At 28.2% G+C, this 16,996-nt stretch carries 17 protein-coding genes; 15 read left to right on the forward strand and 2 right to left on the reverse strand.

Going from position 1 to position 16,996, the window contains the following annotated elements; genetic code table 11:
* Positions 1–8 precede the first annotated feature (8 nt).
* The 10 genes from T324_RS0110890 to T324_RS17240 all read left to right on the forward strand — a co-directional run bounded on the left by T324_RS0110890 (position 9) and on the right by T324_RS17240 (position 9,818).
* The gene (locus T324_RS0110890) at positions 9–1,148 is read left to right on the forward strand and encodes a hypothetical protein (RefSeq protein WP_028330284.1); all 1,140 of its coding nucleotides are present in this window, start codon (positions 9–11) and stop codon (positions 1,146–1,148) included.
* 754 nt (positions 1,149–1,902) lie between these two features.
* A complete protein-coding gene (gene trmB / locus T324_RS0110895) occupies positions 1,903–2,547 on the forward strand; it encodes a tRNA (guanosine(46)-N7)-methyltransferase TrmB (RefSeq protein WP_028330285.1) in 645 nt (214 codons plus the stop codon).
* A 46-nt stretch (positions 2,548–2,593) separates the two neighbouring features.
* On the forward strand, positions 2,594–3,583 hold the full coding sequence (locus tag T324_RS0110900) for an ABC transporter substrate-binding protein (RefSeq protein WP_038375225.1): 990 nt from the start codon (positions 2,594–2,596) through the stop codon (positions 3,581–3,583).
* 134 nt (positions 3,584–3,717) lie between these two features.
* Positions 3,718–3,912 (forward strand): 50S ribosomal protein L32, encoded by a 195-nt coding sequence (gene rpmF / locus T324_RS0110905; RefSeq protein ID WP_014489261.1) that lies wholly within the window; start codon positions 3,718–3,720, stop codon positions 3,910–3,912.
* Between the two features lie 12 nt (positions 3,913–3,924).
* Entirely contained in the window at positions 3,925–4,944 is a 1,020-nt protein-coding gene (gene plsX / locus T324_RS0110910) for a phosphate acyltransferase PlsX (protein ID WP_038375227.1), read from the forward strand.
* A 52-nt stretch (positions 4,945–4,996) separates the two neighbouring features.
* Positions 4,997–5,851 carry a 3-oxoacyl-ACP synthase III family protein gene (locus T324_RS0110915; RefSeq protein ID WP_028330288.1) on the forward strand — a complete coding sequence of 285 codons (855 nt, stop codon included), beginning with the start codon at positions 4,997–4,999 and terminating at the stop codon, positions 5,849–5,851.
* Between the two features lie 53 nt (positions 5,852–5,904).
* On the forward strand, positions 5,905–7,212 hold the full coding sequence (rsxC, locus tag T324_RS0110920) for an electron transport complex subunit RsxC (RefSeq protein WP_028330289.1): 1,308 nt from the start codon (positions 5,905–5,907) through the stop codon (positions 7,210–7,212).
* Between the two features lie 15 nt (positions 7,213–7,227).
* Positions 7,228–8,328 carry an RnfABCDGE type electron transport complex subunit D gene (locus T324_RS0110925; RefSeq protein WP_028330290.1) on the forward strand — a complete coding sequence of 367 codons (1,101 nt, stop codon included), beginning with the start codon at positions 7,228–7,230 and terminating at the stop codon, positions 8,326–8,328.
* A gap of 2 nt (positions 8,329–8,330) precedes the next feature.
* Positions 8,331–8,906 (forward strand): RnfABCDGE type electron transport complex subunit G, encoded by a 576-nt coding sequence (locus T324_RS0110930; RefSeq protein WP_028330291.1) that lies wholly within the window; start codon positions 8,331–8,333, stop codon positions 8,904–8,906.
* A gap of 330 nt (positions 8,907–9,236) precedes the next feature.
* Positions 9,237–9,818: a hypothetical protein gene (locus T324_RS17240; protein WP_051436840.1), complete on the forward strand. Its 582-nt coding sequence runs from the start codon at positions 9,237–9,239 to the stop codon at positions 9,816–9,818.
* 61 nt (positions 9,819–9,879) lie between these two features.
* Here T324_RS17240 and T324_RS0110945 read toward each other — a convergent pair whose 3' ends face one another.
* Positions 9,880–12,090 carry a tetratricopeptide repeat protein gene (locus T324_RS0110945; RefSeq protein ID WP_028330292.1) on the reverse strand — a complete coding sequence of 737 codons (2,211 nt, stop codon included), beginning with the start codon at positions 12,088–12,090 and terminating at the stop codon, positions 9,880–9,882.
* 258 nt (positions 12,091–12,348) lie between these two features.
* On the opposite strand from T324_RS0110945, the gene T324_RS0110950 reads away from it, so the two are divergent.
* Genes T324_RS0110950 through T324_RS0110965 form a run of 4 tightly spaced genes read left to right on the forward strand, consistent with a single transcriptional unit; the run spans position 12,349 to position 14,944 of the window.
* On the forward strand, positions 12,349–12,585 hold the full coding sequence (locus tag T324_RS0110950) for a 4Fe-4S dicluster domain-containing protein (protein ID WP_028330293.1): 237 nt from the start codon (positions 12,349–12,351) through the stop codon (positions 12,583–12,585).
* Positions 12,585–13,643: a 3-methyl-2-oxobutanoate dehydrogenase subunit VorB gene (gene vorB, locus T324_RS0110955; protein ID WP_028330294.1), complete on the forward strand. Its 1,059-nt coding sequence runs from the start codon at positions 12,585–12,587 to the stop codon at positions 13,641–13,643. Before T324_RS0110950 ends, vorB begins: the two co-directional genes overlap by 1 nt.
* A complete protein-coding gene (locus T324_RS0110960) occupies positions 13,640–14,374 on the forward strand; it encodes a thiamine pyrophosphate-dependent enzyme (RefSeq protein WP_028330295.1) in 735 nt (244 codons plus the stop codon). Before vorB ends, T324_RS0110960 begins: the two co-directional genes overlap by 4 nt.
* 15 nt (positions 14,375–14,389) lie before the next feature.
* On the forward strand, positions 14,390–14,944 hold the full coding sequence (locus T324_RS0110965; RefSeq protein ID WP_028330296.1) for a 2-oxoacid:ferredoxin oxidoreductase subunit gamma family protein: 555 nt from the start codon (positions 14,390–14,392) through the stop codon (positions 14,942–14,944).
* A 191-nt stretch (positions 14,945–15,135) separates the two neighbouring features.
* Here T324_RS0110965 and T324_RS17245 read toward each other — a convergent pair whose 3' ends face one another.
* Positions 15,136–15,609 (reverse strand): hypothetical protein, encoded by a 474-nt coding sequence (locus tag T324_RS17245; RefSeq protein WP_038375228.1) that lies wholly within the window; start codon positions 15,607–15,609, stop codon positions 15,136–15,138.
* Positions 15,610–16,306: 697 nt separating this feature from the next.
* On the opposite strand from T324_RS17245, the gene T324_RS0110975 reads away from it, so the two are divergent.
* A complete protein-coding gene (locus T324_RS0110975; RefSeq protein WP_028330297.1) occupies positions 16,307–16,948 on the forward strand; it encodes an outer membrane beta-barrel protein in 642 nt (213 codons plus the stop codon).
* The last annotated feature ends 48 nt before the right edge of the window (positions 16,949–16,996 follow it).

Genomic DNA, 16,996 nt, shown 5'->3' on the forward strand with positions numbered 1-16,996 from the left:
TAAATGATATGAAGAAGATTTTTATAATATTATTTTTTATATGTTTTTGTATAAACATATATGCCCAATCTCCATACACGGAAAAAGAACAGAAAATGTTAAAGAACATAGTAACCATTTGGCCTTATATAGGTTTAGAACCTGTAAGACCTACAGAAAGTTATATGCCTTTTGATTATATACATGAGAGCCATAAAAGAGAAAGCGTAGTAAAAACAGCATATTCATCAAGACTTTTATATGAACTTTCTACTATAGAATTGCACATGAATACTTTAATAGGGGTAAATTTAAAAAGCGGTCATTTCAGCATGCCTAATATGTATTTATCTCTTGGTAAAAGTTTTCATTTTGATTGGATGTTTTCAGCTACTCCATTTGTAACTATGACTTCTAAATTTGATGTATTTAGTAAAGATCATGCTACAGGAAGTATTGGATTATATGATGCAGGTATAGAAACTGTAACATTAACTAGAATACTATTATCATTTAGGATGAAGGCTGTTAATGATATAAATGGAAACACATTTATGCTTCTTCCTTCTGTTGTAGACAGTGAGTCAGCTGCATTTGCTCCGCATTGGTATTTGCCTAGGGTAAAGAATGAGATGGGTTTTAGGGCAGGATTTATAGGGTACTATTATGAGATATCATATTCTCAAGGGTATTCAGAAGATTCAAATCCTTTAGCTGTTTTATTAAAGATAAACGGTGATTATTTTAGAGCACAGTTTTTATATCAATACAATAAAAACAATTCTCTTTCTCCTGAAAAATACGAAAACTTCTACTATAATGATTATACTCATCATTTAGTTCAATTATCAGCTATGGGTAGACTTCCTTTGCTTGACAGACAATTATGGGTTAATATGCTTGGTGAATATACTTGGAGAGACAATGATGCTCATTATTTAAGATTTGAGCTTGGTGTTGAATGGAAGATGCTTAATCTTGCTATTAGACCTCTATTTTATATACCTGTTGATTATGATGATGACAGACATTACGGCAGACAATTTGACAAGAGCAGGGATTTATTCTGTTTGGAATACAGTGCTTATGTTAAATTTGATCCTGTATATTTTGGTTTTCAAGGTTCTACTGACGGAAGATATTATATTGCCATGAAAGCTGTATTTTAATTTTATTATAATCGCACGGTTAATAAAATTTCTAATATATATAAATTATTATTATAGTTTTATTTCATTAGAAAATAATTTTAATCGTGCGTTAAATAGATTTTAAATCTAATAATCACTAGGGCGGGTGTGCTTTTCTTTTACGATAGAAAAAATTATATAGACAGAAATTTATAATTAAAGTTAAAAATTTTAAAGGGCGGGGTATGTAAATAAAATTCAAAACTTAATTACATCTACCTGCTATATTGATTTATAATTTTAAGTGTAACTGTATCAAAGTATTAACCGTACACATAGTGAAATAACTGTAAATACTATTTAATTAGTATTTGATATTTTATTATACATACAATAGATTAAAAGTTAAAAATATGTCTTTTTTGCAACTTTGACGAAATCGGCACAAAAAAGTTGATAATTAAATTAAAAGATATTATAAAAAATAATTAAAATTACATTTGCCCGCCCTCTAGGTTTATAATTTTATTTTGTTATTTTTGTTTTGTATTTACTTACTGTTTGATTAGAAATTATAGCACCCGCCAAAGTGTTTTAAAAATTTATAGTGTATTAAACCGCACGCTAAACAAAACTAAAAATATAAAACTGATTATTAATGCATTTTTATTATATTTAAATTTAGTTAACCGTGCGTTAAATAAATCAATTTAAATAAAAAATATTTGATGTATTGACATAAAAATTAAGTAATATATCATTCAAATAAAATATTAGTAATGGGGAATAATAATTGAGAAATTTAAATCTTGATGATGAAATATTGCATGAATATTTGCTTGATGATTTTAATACAGAAGATAGTTCTATAATAAGAAATGAATTGCAAAAAAGATTATCTGAATATGATGTGAGAGAATTAGAAATAGGATGCGGCAATGGTAAGTTTATAGTTGAGCTTGCTATGAATAATAAAGATAAATATTTTTTAGGAATTGAGTATTCATATAAGGCAGCAAAAAAAGCTGTATCAAAAGCATATAAAAGAAATATAAAAAATCTTACTATTATATTTGGAGAAGCCAATAAAGTAATAGATGAATATTTAAAGGATAAGTATTTTTTTGATAAGATATATTTAAACTTTCCAGATCCATGGCCTAAGAAAAAACATTCCCATAGGAGAATTTTTACAAAGGACTTTTTAAATAAAATGTATCCTTTACTTAAAGATGATGGTATATTCTATTCTGTTACAGATGATGATAATTATGCTCTAGAAATAATGAATCCAATATATAAAGAGGCTAGTAATTTTAATAATATTTTAGATAATGACTATGTTCATAAATTGGATGGATATGGGGTTGCTTTGTATGAAGAGAAAATGAGAGCTATTGGGCATAATATATATTTCTTTGCCCATTGTAAGAAATAATAAAAAATATTATAGAGTATAAAAATATTTTTTAGGTTTAATTTTGATGAATATGTTTATTAAAGTAATATTTTGTTTGTTTTCATTCATATTATTTGCATCATGTAATAATGAAGAATCGTATAATAATAAAGTTATAGTAAGCATAATAAAAGAAAGCAATACAAGAAATTTTAATTCTATAGAAAAAGGCTTGCTTGATCAGATAAATTTAGATAAATTAGATGTTCATATAAACTTTTATACATCGGATGGTAGCGATACATCTGCTATAGAGATTGCTAATAAGGTAAGGGATGATAATTCAACTATAGCCATAGTAATAGGGGAAAATGCCACTTTAGTATCTATGAATGTTATAGTTCCGCAGTCAATTATATTTGCAGGATGTTTTGACTATATATCATTAGAATCTATAAAGAGGAGTAAGATTCAAAATAATAATATAACAGGTGTTTATGGTGTTTTGGATATTACTAAATATTTGAATATAATATCTACAGAAGGACTTAGAAACCTTGGATATTTATATTCAAGACATTCTAGGATTTCTGCCCATGTATCTGAAGAACTTATGGATTATTGCTCTGAAAACAATATTAATTATTATCCGTTAATAATTGAAGAAGATTATGATATTAATGATATAGAAAGAATAATCGCTTCAAAAAATATAGATTATTTATATTTAGCTAGAGAAAAATATATAAGTGATAATATATATAATTTAGATATTATATGTGATAAATATTCAATTCCAATTATAAATACAGATTTAGAATATGCATTTAATGTAGATATATTATTTTCTTTAGATTTTAATTATTATTATTTAGGCAGACAATTAGCTTTACTTTTGACTGAAGTTATTGATAATTCTGGAAGTACAGATGGCATTGATTTTGTGAAAGCAGAAGATTCTCATGTATTACTTCTTAATAAAGATGTTGCTAGGTCTCGTAATGTAAATTTTACAGAGGATTTGTTAAAAAACAGTTCTATTATAATAAGTAATGGTAATATTATGAGAAGATAAAATTGTATTATGTTAATTTTACTTGACAAAATTGATGCTTTATAGTATTATATTTAAACTTTATATTGTATAATAGCGACAATTATATTAATTTTTATTAATTGTCTTTAATAAATTTTTAAGGAGAAAATAAAATGGCAGTACCAAAGCATAGAAAGTCGAAAGCTAAAAAAAGATCAAGACAAGCAGCTAATGATAAAAGATTTTTAGGTTCTTTATCAATATGCCCTCAATGCGGAGCAGAAAGAATGCCTCATAGAATATGTCCTGAATGCGGATTCTATAAAGATAGAGTAGTAAAGGCACCAAAAACTCAAAATGCAGGATAATTAGGAAATATTATGAATTTAGCCATAGATGTAGCCAGTGGAGAAAAATCAATTGAAGAACTAGTATTAGGCGCTATTAATGCTTTGCCGGAAAATAATGATATTAATTTGATACTAGTTGGAAATGAAAGATATATAGTAAAGGCATTATCAGAAGCTAAATATGATCATCATCGTGTTGATATTAAACATACAGATGAGATTATAGATATGAATGAAAGCCCTGCTAATGGAATAAAGCATAAGAAAAATGCTTCAGTTTTGTTAGCGGCACGTTTAGTTTCTGATAAATTAGCCCATGGTTTTTTCTCTCCCGGAAATACTGGCGCTACTTTGGCAGCTGCATTGACAGAAATTGGACGTTTAAAAGGGGTTATGCGTCCTCCTCTTGTATCAACTTTGCCTAAATTAGGCGGTGAATTCTGTATGCTTGATATGGGAGCAAATGTTGATTGTACACCTGATTATATAGTACAGTTTGCTGTTATGGGACGTGTATTTGCTAAGCGATATTTACGTATAAATAATCCTAGAGTAGGTTTACTTAATATAGGTGAAGAAGATTCTAAAGGAAATGCTGCTAGTAAAAAAAATTTTGAACGTTTGCAAAAAATGAAAAAAATCAATTTTATAGGTAATATAGAGCCTAATGATATGCTTAAGTCGGATGCAGTGGATGTTGTTATAGCAGATGGATTTGATGGAAATATAGTTTTAAAAACTATAGAAGGCACAGCATCTTTGGTTGTAAATGTATTAAAAAATGAAATAAAGAAAAATCCTGTTAGTGTTATGGGCGGACTTATGATGAAGCCTGTATTTAATAATTTAAAAACTAAATTAAGTTCTGATTCTTATGGTTCTGCTATACTATTAGGTTTGAATGGCGGAGCATTTGTAGGTCACGGAAAAACTAGCGGTATAGGCGTAAAAAATGCTGTACTTAATATGTATAGATTTTTAGATGCTAAAATTAATGAAAAAATATCTAAAGAACTTTATGATTCAGGAGTGAAAAGAAGAATATTTTAATATATAGATATAATAATTTATATCTAATTTTTTTAATTAAAGGAATTTTATAATGGTATACATAAAATCTTGTAAAGGCACTTATAAAAATCAAAAGACTAATATGGCAGCATCAGATTTAGCTTTGATTTCAATAAATGAGGTAATAAACGGATTTGATACTGATAAAATAGATGCTATTATATGTGCTACAGTTACTAAAGATTATGTTTATCCTTCAACAGCATGCATACTAGCTGGAAAAATTAAAGCTAGTAATGCTTTTTGTTTTGATATAGAAAGCGATTTTACTGGTTTTTTATCGGCATTGAGATTAGCTTATGCCTTTATAAAAAGCAGCAGATATAAAAATATTTTAGTTGTTGCTACAGAGTCATTTTATATATGTGATGATGAAAATAGATTTGATGATGCTAGCGTGGCAGCACTTATTACTAATGAAAAAACAGACATTCAAATAGATTTTATTGATTCTGTAACAGATGGAAATGCCCTAGAAAATTGCTATATACCTATGGGCGGAACAGCTAAGCCTTATACAAAAGAAGGTGTCTTAAATAAAGAACATTTTATATCTATAAAAAACAATACAGTTTTTGAAGATGAAGCTAAAAAAGCAGCATTATATGTTAAAGATGTTCTTTCAACAAATGGTATAGAACCAAATATATATATACCATCTTATTCTACTCAAAATGCTTACAATGTTTTTGTTGATGCTTTGGCTGTGAATAAGGATATGGTTTATTCTAAAATGGAAAATGCTCATTCATCTTTAAGTGCTTCATCTGGAGTAGCATTATCTATGGCTTTAGAAGATGGTGCTATAAAGAAAAATAGTAAAGTTGCTTTATGCAGTTATGGAAGCGGTTATACTAGATCTGTAGCTGTTATTTCTATAAATTAATTTATAATAGTGTAGTAATTTACATTAATTTTATTAAATGAAGGATTAATAACATGAAATTAGGTAAATTTCGTTTTGGTGGAGTTCATCCGCATGATAGTAAAGATACTGCTAATATTGTTTCATCAAATCTTTCACAATCATCTAAAACAGTATTAATATCTATGGCACAGCATATAGGTGCACCTGCTAAAATGCTAAAAAATAAAGGTGATAAGATAGAAAGAGGTGAACTTATTGGAGAAGCTAGCGGATATGTATCTGGTAATGTTTATTCATCTGTGACTGGTACAGTAGCTTCAGCAGAGATAGCTGCTCCTCCTCTTGGAAGGGGGGCTAATGCTTTACTTATTAATGTTGATGCTAATGCTGTTAATTTGGCTTATTCTGAAGATACTAATTATATGTCTTTATCATCCGAAGAAATGTCCAAAAAAATTCAAAAAGCCGGTATAGTTGGTATGGGAGGTGCTACTTTCCCAGCACATGTTAAAGTTGATGGTGCTGCTAAGGGCGGATGCGATACTTTAATTATTAATGGTGTTGAATGCGAACCATATATCACAAGTGACTATAGACTTATGGTTGAATATACGCAGGAATTGTTTAAAGGTATTGAAATTTTAAGAAAGATTATACCTTCTGTTAAAAGAACTGTAATCGGAATAGAAGCAAATAAGCCTTTAGCTATAGAAGAGATGACTAAAATTGGAAAAACCTGCAATGTAGAGGTTATGGCTTTAAGATTAAGATATCCTCAAGGTGCTGAAAAAATGCTTATAGATGCAGCAACAGGAAGAACTGTTCCTGTTAGTAAATTACCTATGGATGTTGGAGTTTTAGTAGTTAATATAGCTACACTTTATGCTATATATGAGGCGGTTGCTAAGGATAAACCTCTTATAGAAAGACTTGTTACAGTTTCAGGAGATGCTATAAAAGAACATAAAAATTTATGGCTTCCTTTAGGTACTCCTATTTCTCATGTTGTTGAGGAATGTGGAGGAATTACAGAAGAAAATGTACTTGTACTTGCAGGCGGTCCTATGATGGGTGCAAGTGTTCCTAGCTTAGATCAATGTGTTAATAAGGGGACCAACTCTTTGCTTTTCTTAAATAAGGATAAAATGCCTAAAGAAGTAGAATATCCATGTATTAAATGCGGAAGATGTGCCCATGCTTGTCCGCTTAAATTATCTCCTACTGAGATAGCTCATACTGCTAAAGCCAAAGTTAAAGATAAATTGAATGATTTAGATATAGCAACTTGTTTTGAATGCGGATGCTGTTCTTATATATGTCCTTCAAAAATACCTTTAACTCAGTGGATTAGATTTGGTAAAGATTTATTAAGAAGATGATTTAAGGAGATAATGATGAAATTTTATACAGAATCTTCTCCGCATATAAAAGATGGAGATACTACTAATAAGATAATGTTAAGAGTTATTATAGCTCTTTTACCTGCTGTTATATATAGTATTGTGTTATTCGGAGCTAAAGTTATAGTTTTATATTTAGCATCTATTATTACATGTATACTTTCAACTGTAATAGTAAAAAAGATAAGAAAAAAACCTTTACTTCCTGATTATGCAGTAATTATTACAGCTATACTTTTAGTTATGACTCTTCCTCCTTCATCTACAGTAACTATGGTAGTTATAGGAAGTGTTGTTGCTATAGTATTTGCTAAAGAAGTTTTTGGAGGTTTAGGTTCTAATATATTTAACCCTGCTTTGGTTGGAAGAGCATTTTTACAGGTTGCTTTTCCTGCTCAAATGACTATCTATGCAGCTCCTACAAGAGTTCCTTTTTTTGATTTATTTTCAGAAGGTTTGCATAATTTAGTAAATACAGTTACGGGCGGTACACAAACTATAGATATGATGAATGCCTTAACTCAAGCTACTCCATTAACATTTATGAAATTTACTTATAATGCTAATATAAGTACTTCATTAGCTGAGCAAATAGGATTTGAATCTCATTACTATTTACAAATGTTATTAGGAAGTACTGCCGGAGCTATAGGAGAAACTTCTTTCTTGCTTCTTTTAATAGGCGGAATATTCCTGCTTGTTACTAAGACTATAGATTGGAGAATTCCTTTAGGAATGTTTATATCATTAGTAGTTGTTAGTTTAATTCTTTGTTTGGGTATGCCTGGCAGATTCCCATCTCCTATATATCATGTACTAGCAGGCGGTTTTGCTTTAGGTGCTTTTTTTATGGCTACAGATATGGTTACATGTCCTTCAAGCCATTTAGGTGCTTGGATATATGCTCTTTTAATAGGTGCTGTGCTTGCGATATTAAGAGCTTTCGGATCATCTCCTGAATATATGATGTATTCTATACTTATAGGAAATATGTTTATGCCTTTAATTTCTATACTTACTCGTCCTATGCCTGTAGGTAAAAAAGAGTTAATTGCTATAAATAAAGCTAATCTCCAAAAAGAAGGAGGAAAATAATAATGAAAAAAGAAGTTGGTTATACTGCAGTTATTTCTGTTACTATTACAGCATTATTAGCAGGCTTTTTACTTTCTTTTGTATATTCTTCTTTTGAGAAAGATATATTGGCAAATAATGAAAAGACTGTATTAAATGGTGTTAAAGCTGTTATAGAAGGTGCTGATGAATTGGAAGGACCTTTAAAAGAAAATTCTTCTTATGATTATTATATTGGTAAAAAATCTGATGGTACAGTAGTTGGTTATGCAATGCTTGCTTCTGCAGGAGGATATAACGGACAGAATAAGGTTTTAGTTGGTTTTGATGCTAATGCTGAAGTGATCACTGGTATAGTTGTAACAGAACAGGCTGAAACTCCAGGACTTGGTGCTAAAATTACTGAAGTTAGCTTTAGAGATCAATTTAAAGGTAAAAGTACTATAGTGCCTTTGACTGTTACAAAAGGTATAAAACCTGAAGAAGCTGGAGAATATGAGATAGCAGCAATAAGCGGAGCTACAATATCATCTACTTCTGTTGTGACAGCGGTTAATAGTGCTAAAGATGAAGCTGTAAGTTTATTTAAGAATGAATAATTAAGTTATAGTTATATATAATAAATTAGGCTTGTAAAATGTTAATTCGTTTTATAAGCCTTTTTTACATATATGTTATATTTGTATATTTAATGTATATAATTACATTAAAATATAATGATATATATACAAAAATAATATTATTTGTAAAAATATATTGAATTTTTTATATTATATTTTATAATATGCATAAATTCAATAATATATTGGTAGACTACTATAAAAAAAGTATTCTTAATAATTTCTATTTTTATATTTACAAGTTTATCTGTTTTTGCTGAAGGTTTCTTTGAATTTGGTGTTTCTGTACCTTTTGGACTTTCAACTGGTATGCCTATGGGACAATCAGATAAAAATAATTCTTTCGGATTGGAAGGTGGATTTGATGTTTTAATTGGATACAGAGCAATATTTAGCGAAGCTGTTGGAATGAGTTTCTATGCTGATTTAGGATACAGCTATGATACTTTCAGAATGGCTGGAGCTCCTCAAGGTACTGATATAAGACAGATAGATGGTTTGAATTTACACAGTCTTAAAGTTGGATTTTTACCTAAAGTAAATATATATGATAAATACTCTATAGGTCTTGGTTTGGGTGTAAAACTTCCATTGGGCGGAAGCAGATATTCAAGAAGATTAGATGGTACTACAGGTGCTTTAATAAGTACTACAGAAACAACTAGAATGTTCTTAAGAGATTTACAAAATAATTATTCATCTCTAAGTGTAATTCCTTATATTAAATTAACTTTTGATTATACTATGTTTAATACAGCTAAATCATCAGCTGACTTAGGATTATACTTAGGTTATGATATAGGACTTAGACAAGGTAGTTCTGGAATTGACAGTATAGATTTCGGTCTTCAGTTCTCATTAAGATTTAGACCTTATGGTGAAGATTATTAATTTGTTTTTATAAATTGAAGTTTACAGAAAAGACTTATATTTTTTATAAGTCTTTTCTTTTTTAAATATTTTCATAATTAATATTGTTTTTTGAGCAGAATATTTTAGCTGTTTCAATATTTTCTTTTGATAATGATATAAGACATTTTATTATTAATTTTTTATCTTCTTTTCCAGCAAATGAATAAGCTTTTTCAAAATAATTATAAGCCTCTTCATTGAATTTATTATAAACATTATCCATTTTATCAAATTGTATATCTATATATGCCAAACTATTATGTGCCAATGCATGATTGTTATTTAATTTTATAGAATTATAAAAACATTCTCTTGCTTTATTATAATATTGTGAAGCATTTTCTTTATCATTAAGAGTAAAATATATATTAGCTAATTTTGTAATGGTATAGCCCATACTGTCATATATTGAAGCATTAGTTAAATCATCATTTATATTTAAATCCAATCCTTTTTGATAATATTTCAAGGCTTCATTGAGCAGTTCTGTAGCTTTATCAGTATTTCCTTTTTTAAATTCATTGTTGGAATGTTTAGTTTTTGAAAATCCTATTCCATTATAGGCATTTAAATATTGCGGATTTATTTTTAATGCATTTTTATAATCCTCAAATGCTTCATCATAAAGTTTTAATCCTACTTTACTCAATCCTCTGTTATAATATGCATCGAGTGAGGAATTATCAATATCAATAACTTTTGTATAATAATCAATAGCTTTTTTGTATTCTTTTAAAGAGTCATAACATATTGCTATATTAAAATAAGAGTCCGGATTATTAGGATCTAAATTTGATGTTTTAGTGAAATCATCTATAGCTTTATTATATAAATCTATTTCCATTGATGATAAAGCTCTATTATAATAAGCATCAGAATAAGATGGATTTATCTCAATAACTTTTGAATAATATTTAATAGCATTCTCATATTCTTCTATAGCATCATAGGATAAAGCTATATAATAATAAGCATATATATTTTCATTATCTATTTCTGTTACTTTTTTAAAATTATTTATAGCTGATTCATAATTTTGAAGTTTGTAATATATCAATCCTCTTTCATTATAAGCATCAATATACTCATTATCTAAATCAATAGCTTTGTCAAAATCTTTTATAGCTTCTAAATACTCATTCAAATAAGAATATGTAATACCTCTAAAATAAAAAAATTCACTTTCTTTGTCATATAATTCTATAGCCTTATTAAAATCTTTTAAAGCCTCTTCATATAAATGCATTCTCCCTTTTAATAAAGCTCTATTATTATATATATAAGCATCATTTGGTTCTAATTCTATAGCTTTATTATAATCTTCTAAAGCCTCATCATACATTTGCTTTTCATTTTTTATAAGTCCTCTGTTATTATAAGAGTAAGTATCATTTGGGTTTAATTCTATTGATTTGTCATAGTCTTTTAATGCTTCATCATATAATTCTAAAGCTTCTTCTGCCAACGCCTTATTATAGTAAACATAATAAACACTGTCATCAGTTTCTATTATTTTATTATAATAATCTATAGCATTTTTATAATTTCCTAATTTATATTCAAGAAGTCCAAAATCATTATAAATATTTACTATATTTTCAGGTTCGCATTCTAAAGCTTTTTGATAATCTTCTTTAGCTTCATTATATAATTCTAAATTACTTTTACAAATACCTCTATAATAATATGCATCATAAATTTCATCATCCAGCAATAAGGTTTTATCAAAATTTTTTATAGCCTCTTCATAGTTTTCTAAATAAAAATATCCTAACCCTACATAATATCTTGCTTCTACATCATTTTCATTAAATTCCAAAACCTTTTTAAAATCTTCAATTCCTTCTTCATATCTGCCCAAATATGATTTAGAATGTCCTCTATTATAATAAGCATTTGTTTTTTCAGGTGAAAGTTCGATTACTTTATCAAGGTCTTCAATAGCTCCTTCATAATTTTTGAGATTATATTTTGATATTGCTCTATTATAATAAGCATCAACTAAAGTATTATGAGTGCTGTTAATTTCTTCATCGTCTATATTTCTTTCTTCTTCATCTTCATTATTGTTTTCATATGGACCGCTATATATAATAAATTCATTATCCGAATATGCGATAATATCTTTATTATAAATATCTATAATTTCATCTAAATATGATATAGCTTTTTTATAGTCATTATTATTGAAAGCCTCATGTGCTAAATTAAATAACATTTCAATATCTTTCATATTTTCACTATTATTCATAAAATATTATCTCTCTTTAATACAGTTCATTTATTGTTTTTATTATATATAAAAATAATAATAATTACTATATATAATATGAATTTTATTGTTTTATAATAAATTTAGATAGTTATTACTATGATATTATAATGTTATAGTTAGTATTATTCATTGAACTTTTTTATTTTTTAATATAAATAATAAATATATTTGACAAAGAGATTTTTTTAAATATAATTTATAACTGTAGGATTTGTGTTTTTAAGGAGGGTTTTTATGGCAGGAAAAGGCCGAGTTACAATAGATTCTGAAGCATGCAAAGGCTGTTCAAATTGCATATCTGTTTGTCCAACTAAAATATTATATTTAGATAAAGAAAATATGAATTCATGGGGATATTACCCAGCGGCTGTTACTGATATGGAAAAATGTATAGGCTGTGCTAATTGTGCTATGATGTGTCCGGATATATGTATAAAAGTTGAAAGATTGGACAAAGAGGAGGGTAAATAATGGCTAGAACATTAATGAAAGGAAATGAGGCTATGGCTAGTGCTGCTATTGCTGCAGGATGTAAATGTTTTTTTGGGTATCCTATTACTCCGCAAAATGAGATACCAGAGTTTATGTCTAAAGCTATGTATGAATCCGGCGGAGCATTTGTACAGGCAGAAAGTGAAGTTGCTGCTATTAATATGGTTTATGGTGCAGGAGGAGCTGGGGTTAGAGCTATGACTTCTTCTTCTTCTCCAGGTATAGCATTAAAACAGGAGGGTATATCTTATTTAGCTGGTGCGGAAGTACCTGCTGTTATACTTAATGTTATGCGCGGAGGTCCTGGACTTGGAAGTATACAGCCTGCTCAAAGTGATTATCTTATGATGACTAAAGGCGGCGGTGATGGTGATTATAATTGTCCTGTTCTTGCACCTGCTAATTTGCAGGAGGCTGCTGATATGATAATGGAAGCATTTGACATGGCTGATTATTATAGAACGCCTGTTTATGTTGCTGCAGATGGATTTATAGGACAGATGATGGAACCTGTAGATATAGTATATAAGCCGAAATATAAGATAGAAGAAAAAACTTGGGCAGCATGCGGAAAAAGAGGAAGAAGAGAAAAAAATAATATAATAAATTCTCTTTATTTAGAGCCTGAACTTCTTCATGAGCATAATGTACATTTGCAGAAAAAGTATGCACAAATAAAAGAAAAAGAGGCTAGAGCTGAAAAATATAATACAGAAGATGCTGAACTTATATTTGTTTCTTACGGCACTATGTCAAGAGTTGTAAGAGGAGTTGTTGATAAACTTAGAGAAGAAGGCAAAAGGGTAGGTATGATACGTCCTTTAACTTTATGGCCTTTCCCAGTTGCAGCATTTAATAATCTTAATTGCAAAATGTATGTAAGTATAGAAATGAGTATGGGACAGATGCTTGATGATATAAGACTTGCATCTGAATGCAAAGTTCCTGTTAAGTTTTATGGAAAAGCTGGAGGAATAGTGCCTTCTGCACATGAAATAATAGATAATGTTAGAAATTTTGCCGGAGGTATTATATGATAGTATTTGAAAAATCTAAAGGATTAACTGATGCAAGAACACATTATTGCCCAGGATGTATGCATGGAACTTCTCAGAGAATAGTAGCTGAATGTTTGGAAGAACTTAATGTATTAGATAGAACAGTTGGTGTAGCTTCTGTTGGATGTTCTGTACTTGCTTATAAATATTTTTCATGTGATATGCAGCAGGCAGCACATGGAAGAGCACCTGCAGTTGCTACAGGAGTTAAAAGAGCAGTTCCGGATAGTATTGTATTTACTCTTCAAGGAGACGGAGATTTAGCAGCTATTGGTACTGCAGAAATAATACATGCTGCTGCTAGAGGAGAAAATATTACAGTAATATTTTTGAATAATGCTATTTATGGTATGACAGGCGGACAAATGGCACCTACTACATTAGAAGGACAAAGAACAACAACCACTCAGTCTGGAAGAGATTTTCACAGAGCCGGAAAACCTATAAGGGTATGTGAAATGCTTGCTACTTTAGAAGGAGCTACTTTTGTTGAGAGAGTTGCATTAGATAGTCCTGCAAATATTAGAAAGGCTAAAATGGCTGTTAAAAAGGCTTTTGAAAATCAGATTGCAGGAAAGGGTTTTTCTATAGTTGAGATGCTTACAAGCTGTACAACTAACTGGGGAATAGCTCCTACAGAATCGCATAAATGGATAAGAGATTATATGATTCCTCATTATCCTCTAGGTAATTTTAGAAATGACGGTTAAAAAAGGAGATATTATATGAGTACAGAAAGAATAATTTTTGCAGGATTTGGCGGACAGGGAGTTATGTCTATGGGACAGATGATAGCTTATGCCGGAATGATAGAAAATAAACATGTTACTTGGTGTCCTTCTTATGGACCGGAAATGAGAGGAGGTACAGCTAATTGTTCTGTAGTTGTAAGCGATGAGCTTGTTGGTTCTCCTTTGATTTCTCATGATGCTTCTGCTGCTGTTATAATGAATCTTCCTTCTTTAACTAAGTTTGAAAAGGATGTTTTGCCTAATGGTATACTTCTTATAAACTCATCTTTAATAGAAAAGAAAGCTTCTAGAGATGATGTAAAAGTAGCTTATGTTGAAGCTAATAAAATAGCAGGTGATATAGGAAATCCAAAATCTGCTAATATGGTTATGCTTGGTGCTTTACTTACACTTCATAATATAGTATCATTTGACAGTGTACAGCAGGCATTTTTGAAAGTATTTGGTGAAAGAAAGAAAGAGTTTTTGCCATCCAATGAAAAAGCTTTGAATGCAGGAAGAGATGCTGTGAAAGATTTAGTATCTTGAAATTTATATTCTAATTAAGAATAAAATTTAATTTTTAATAAAAAATCATAAGTGTCTGGTGTTTTTTTACTTACCAGACATTTTTATATTTTTTACATATAAATAAAAAATAGTCTTGAGTATTATAAAATATATTCAAGACTTTTTAATGAAAATTAATTATTGCTGTTCATTTAATTTATTATAATAATTTAATAATCAGTATTATAAATAATTATTATTCTTATTATTCCATAAACAGCTATTACAGCATGATATACAATAAAAACTATAAACATTGTTTTACTATTAGAAATGATATTATTTATAAAATCTATATTAAATTTAGAAAATAAAGTTATAATAATATCTTTTATTAAAATAAGAAAATCAAAAGCTAAACTAAATATACAAGCAAATAAGACAATTAGTACAGTTTCAAATATTTTCTTAATTTTTACCATTTTAGGTTTATAATAAGAATTAAATACACCTAACTCTCTCTCATGGTGTTTTTTTTCACTTCTAAAAAAAGGTTTTTTATGATGATAACAATAGTTAAAAAAATCATTACGATAATTATAAAAATTGCTGTTTATAAATAGAGCAATACGTATTAATATAATAATTAATAATAATTTAGCAAATATTATAATATTGATATTAGCATAATAAAATTCAGGCATAAAACACCCCTATAAATATTATTTATTATAATTAATATTACATAATATATCAATGACAAAAATTGACGTTATTATAAAAATTGAAATAATTTAATAATTTTCTAAAAGTTTTATTATTTATTATTTCTTTAACTAACTTTGAAAAGGATGTTTGCCTAATGGTATATTTTTTATAAACTCATCTTTAATAGAAAAAAGCTTCAAGAGATGATGTAAAAGCGGCTTATATTGAAGCTAATAAAATAGCAGGTGATACATGAAATCCAATATCTGCTAATATTGTTATGCTTGGTGCTTTGCTTACAGTTCATAATCTAGTATCATTTGATAATGTATAGAAGGCATTTTTAAAAGTATTTGGAGAATGTAAGAAAGAGTTTCTTCCAAGTAATTAAAAGGTACTTATAATACTGTAAGAGATGCCGTTAAAAATTTGCTTTCTTAAAAGTTAAAGTCTATAAAAAATTTTAACTAAAAAGTAATTAATTATATATTTACAAAAAATTAGAATTCAGGTTTTTATAATATAGGGTATATTTATATATAATAATTAGTTAAATTACATAGTTTATTTAATAATAATGTTAATTTATAGATATTAATTATTGTTATTAAATTTTGAAATATATTTGCTAAAAAATCAATTTTTTGTATATTTAAATAAATAAATTTTGTTTAAAGGTACACAGGAGTAAAAATGAAAAAAACTATATTAATGATTATATTATTTATAACAACAATCAGCGGAAGTCTTATGGCTAAAAGCGGATGGGGTGTTGATTTATCTGTTCCTTTAGGTGCTGGTATTGGTTTTTATCTTGAAGAGGGAAAGCAAAGTGAAATAATTAAACCAGATGCAGGATTTGAATTTGGGGTTTATTTAAAGCCTAATTATTATTTTGATTTAAGTATTTTATCTTTGGGTATATCATTGGATTTAGGATATCAAAGAGATGTATTTGCATTTAAATCTGATTTAAATAAAGGAAATCTTACATTCGATAGTTTAAGTTTAGGACTTATGCCTAAAATAGATATTTTATTTATGTCTATAGGTGTAGGTGCGGGTGTTAAATTCCCTCTTGGCGGAAGCAGTTATTCTAAAGAAAACAGCGGAGGAGAGCAAAGATATTCATATAATTTAAAAGAACTGCAAAATCAATTTTATAATCTTTATATACCATATCTTAAAGCAAGTATAGATTTTCTTTTATTATATAATATTACTTTAGGTGTTTATCTTTCTTATGATTTCCCATTAATGGAGTATAAAGATTCTATTCCTAAAGTAAGTTTCGGCGGACTTGATGTAGGCGGACAAATTGGAATAAGATTTTAATAAAAATTAATAATAAAAAAAACATGCTTAAATTATTTAGCATGGTTT

It is taken from the genome of Brachyspira alvinipulli ATCC 51933 (assembly GCF_000518245.1).
GTDB classification, from domain to species: Bacteria; Spirochaetota; Brachyspiria; order Brachyspirales; family Brachyspiraceae; genus Brachyspira; species Brachyspira alvinipulli.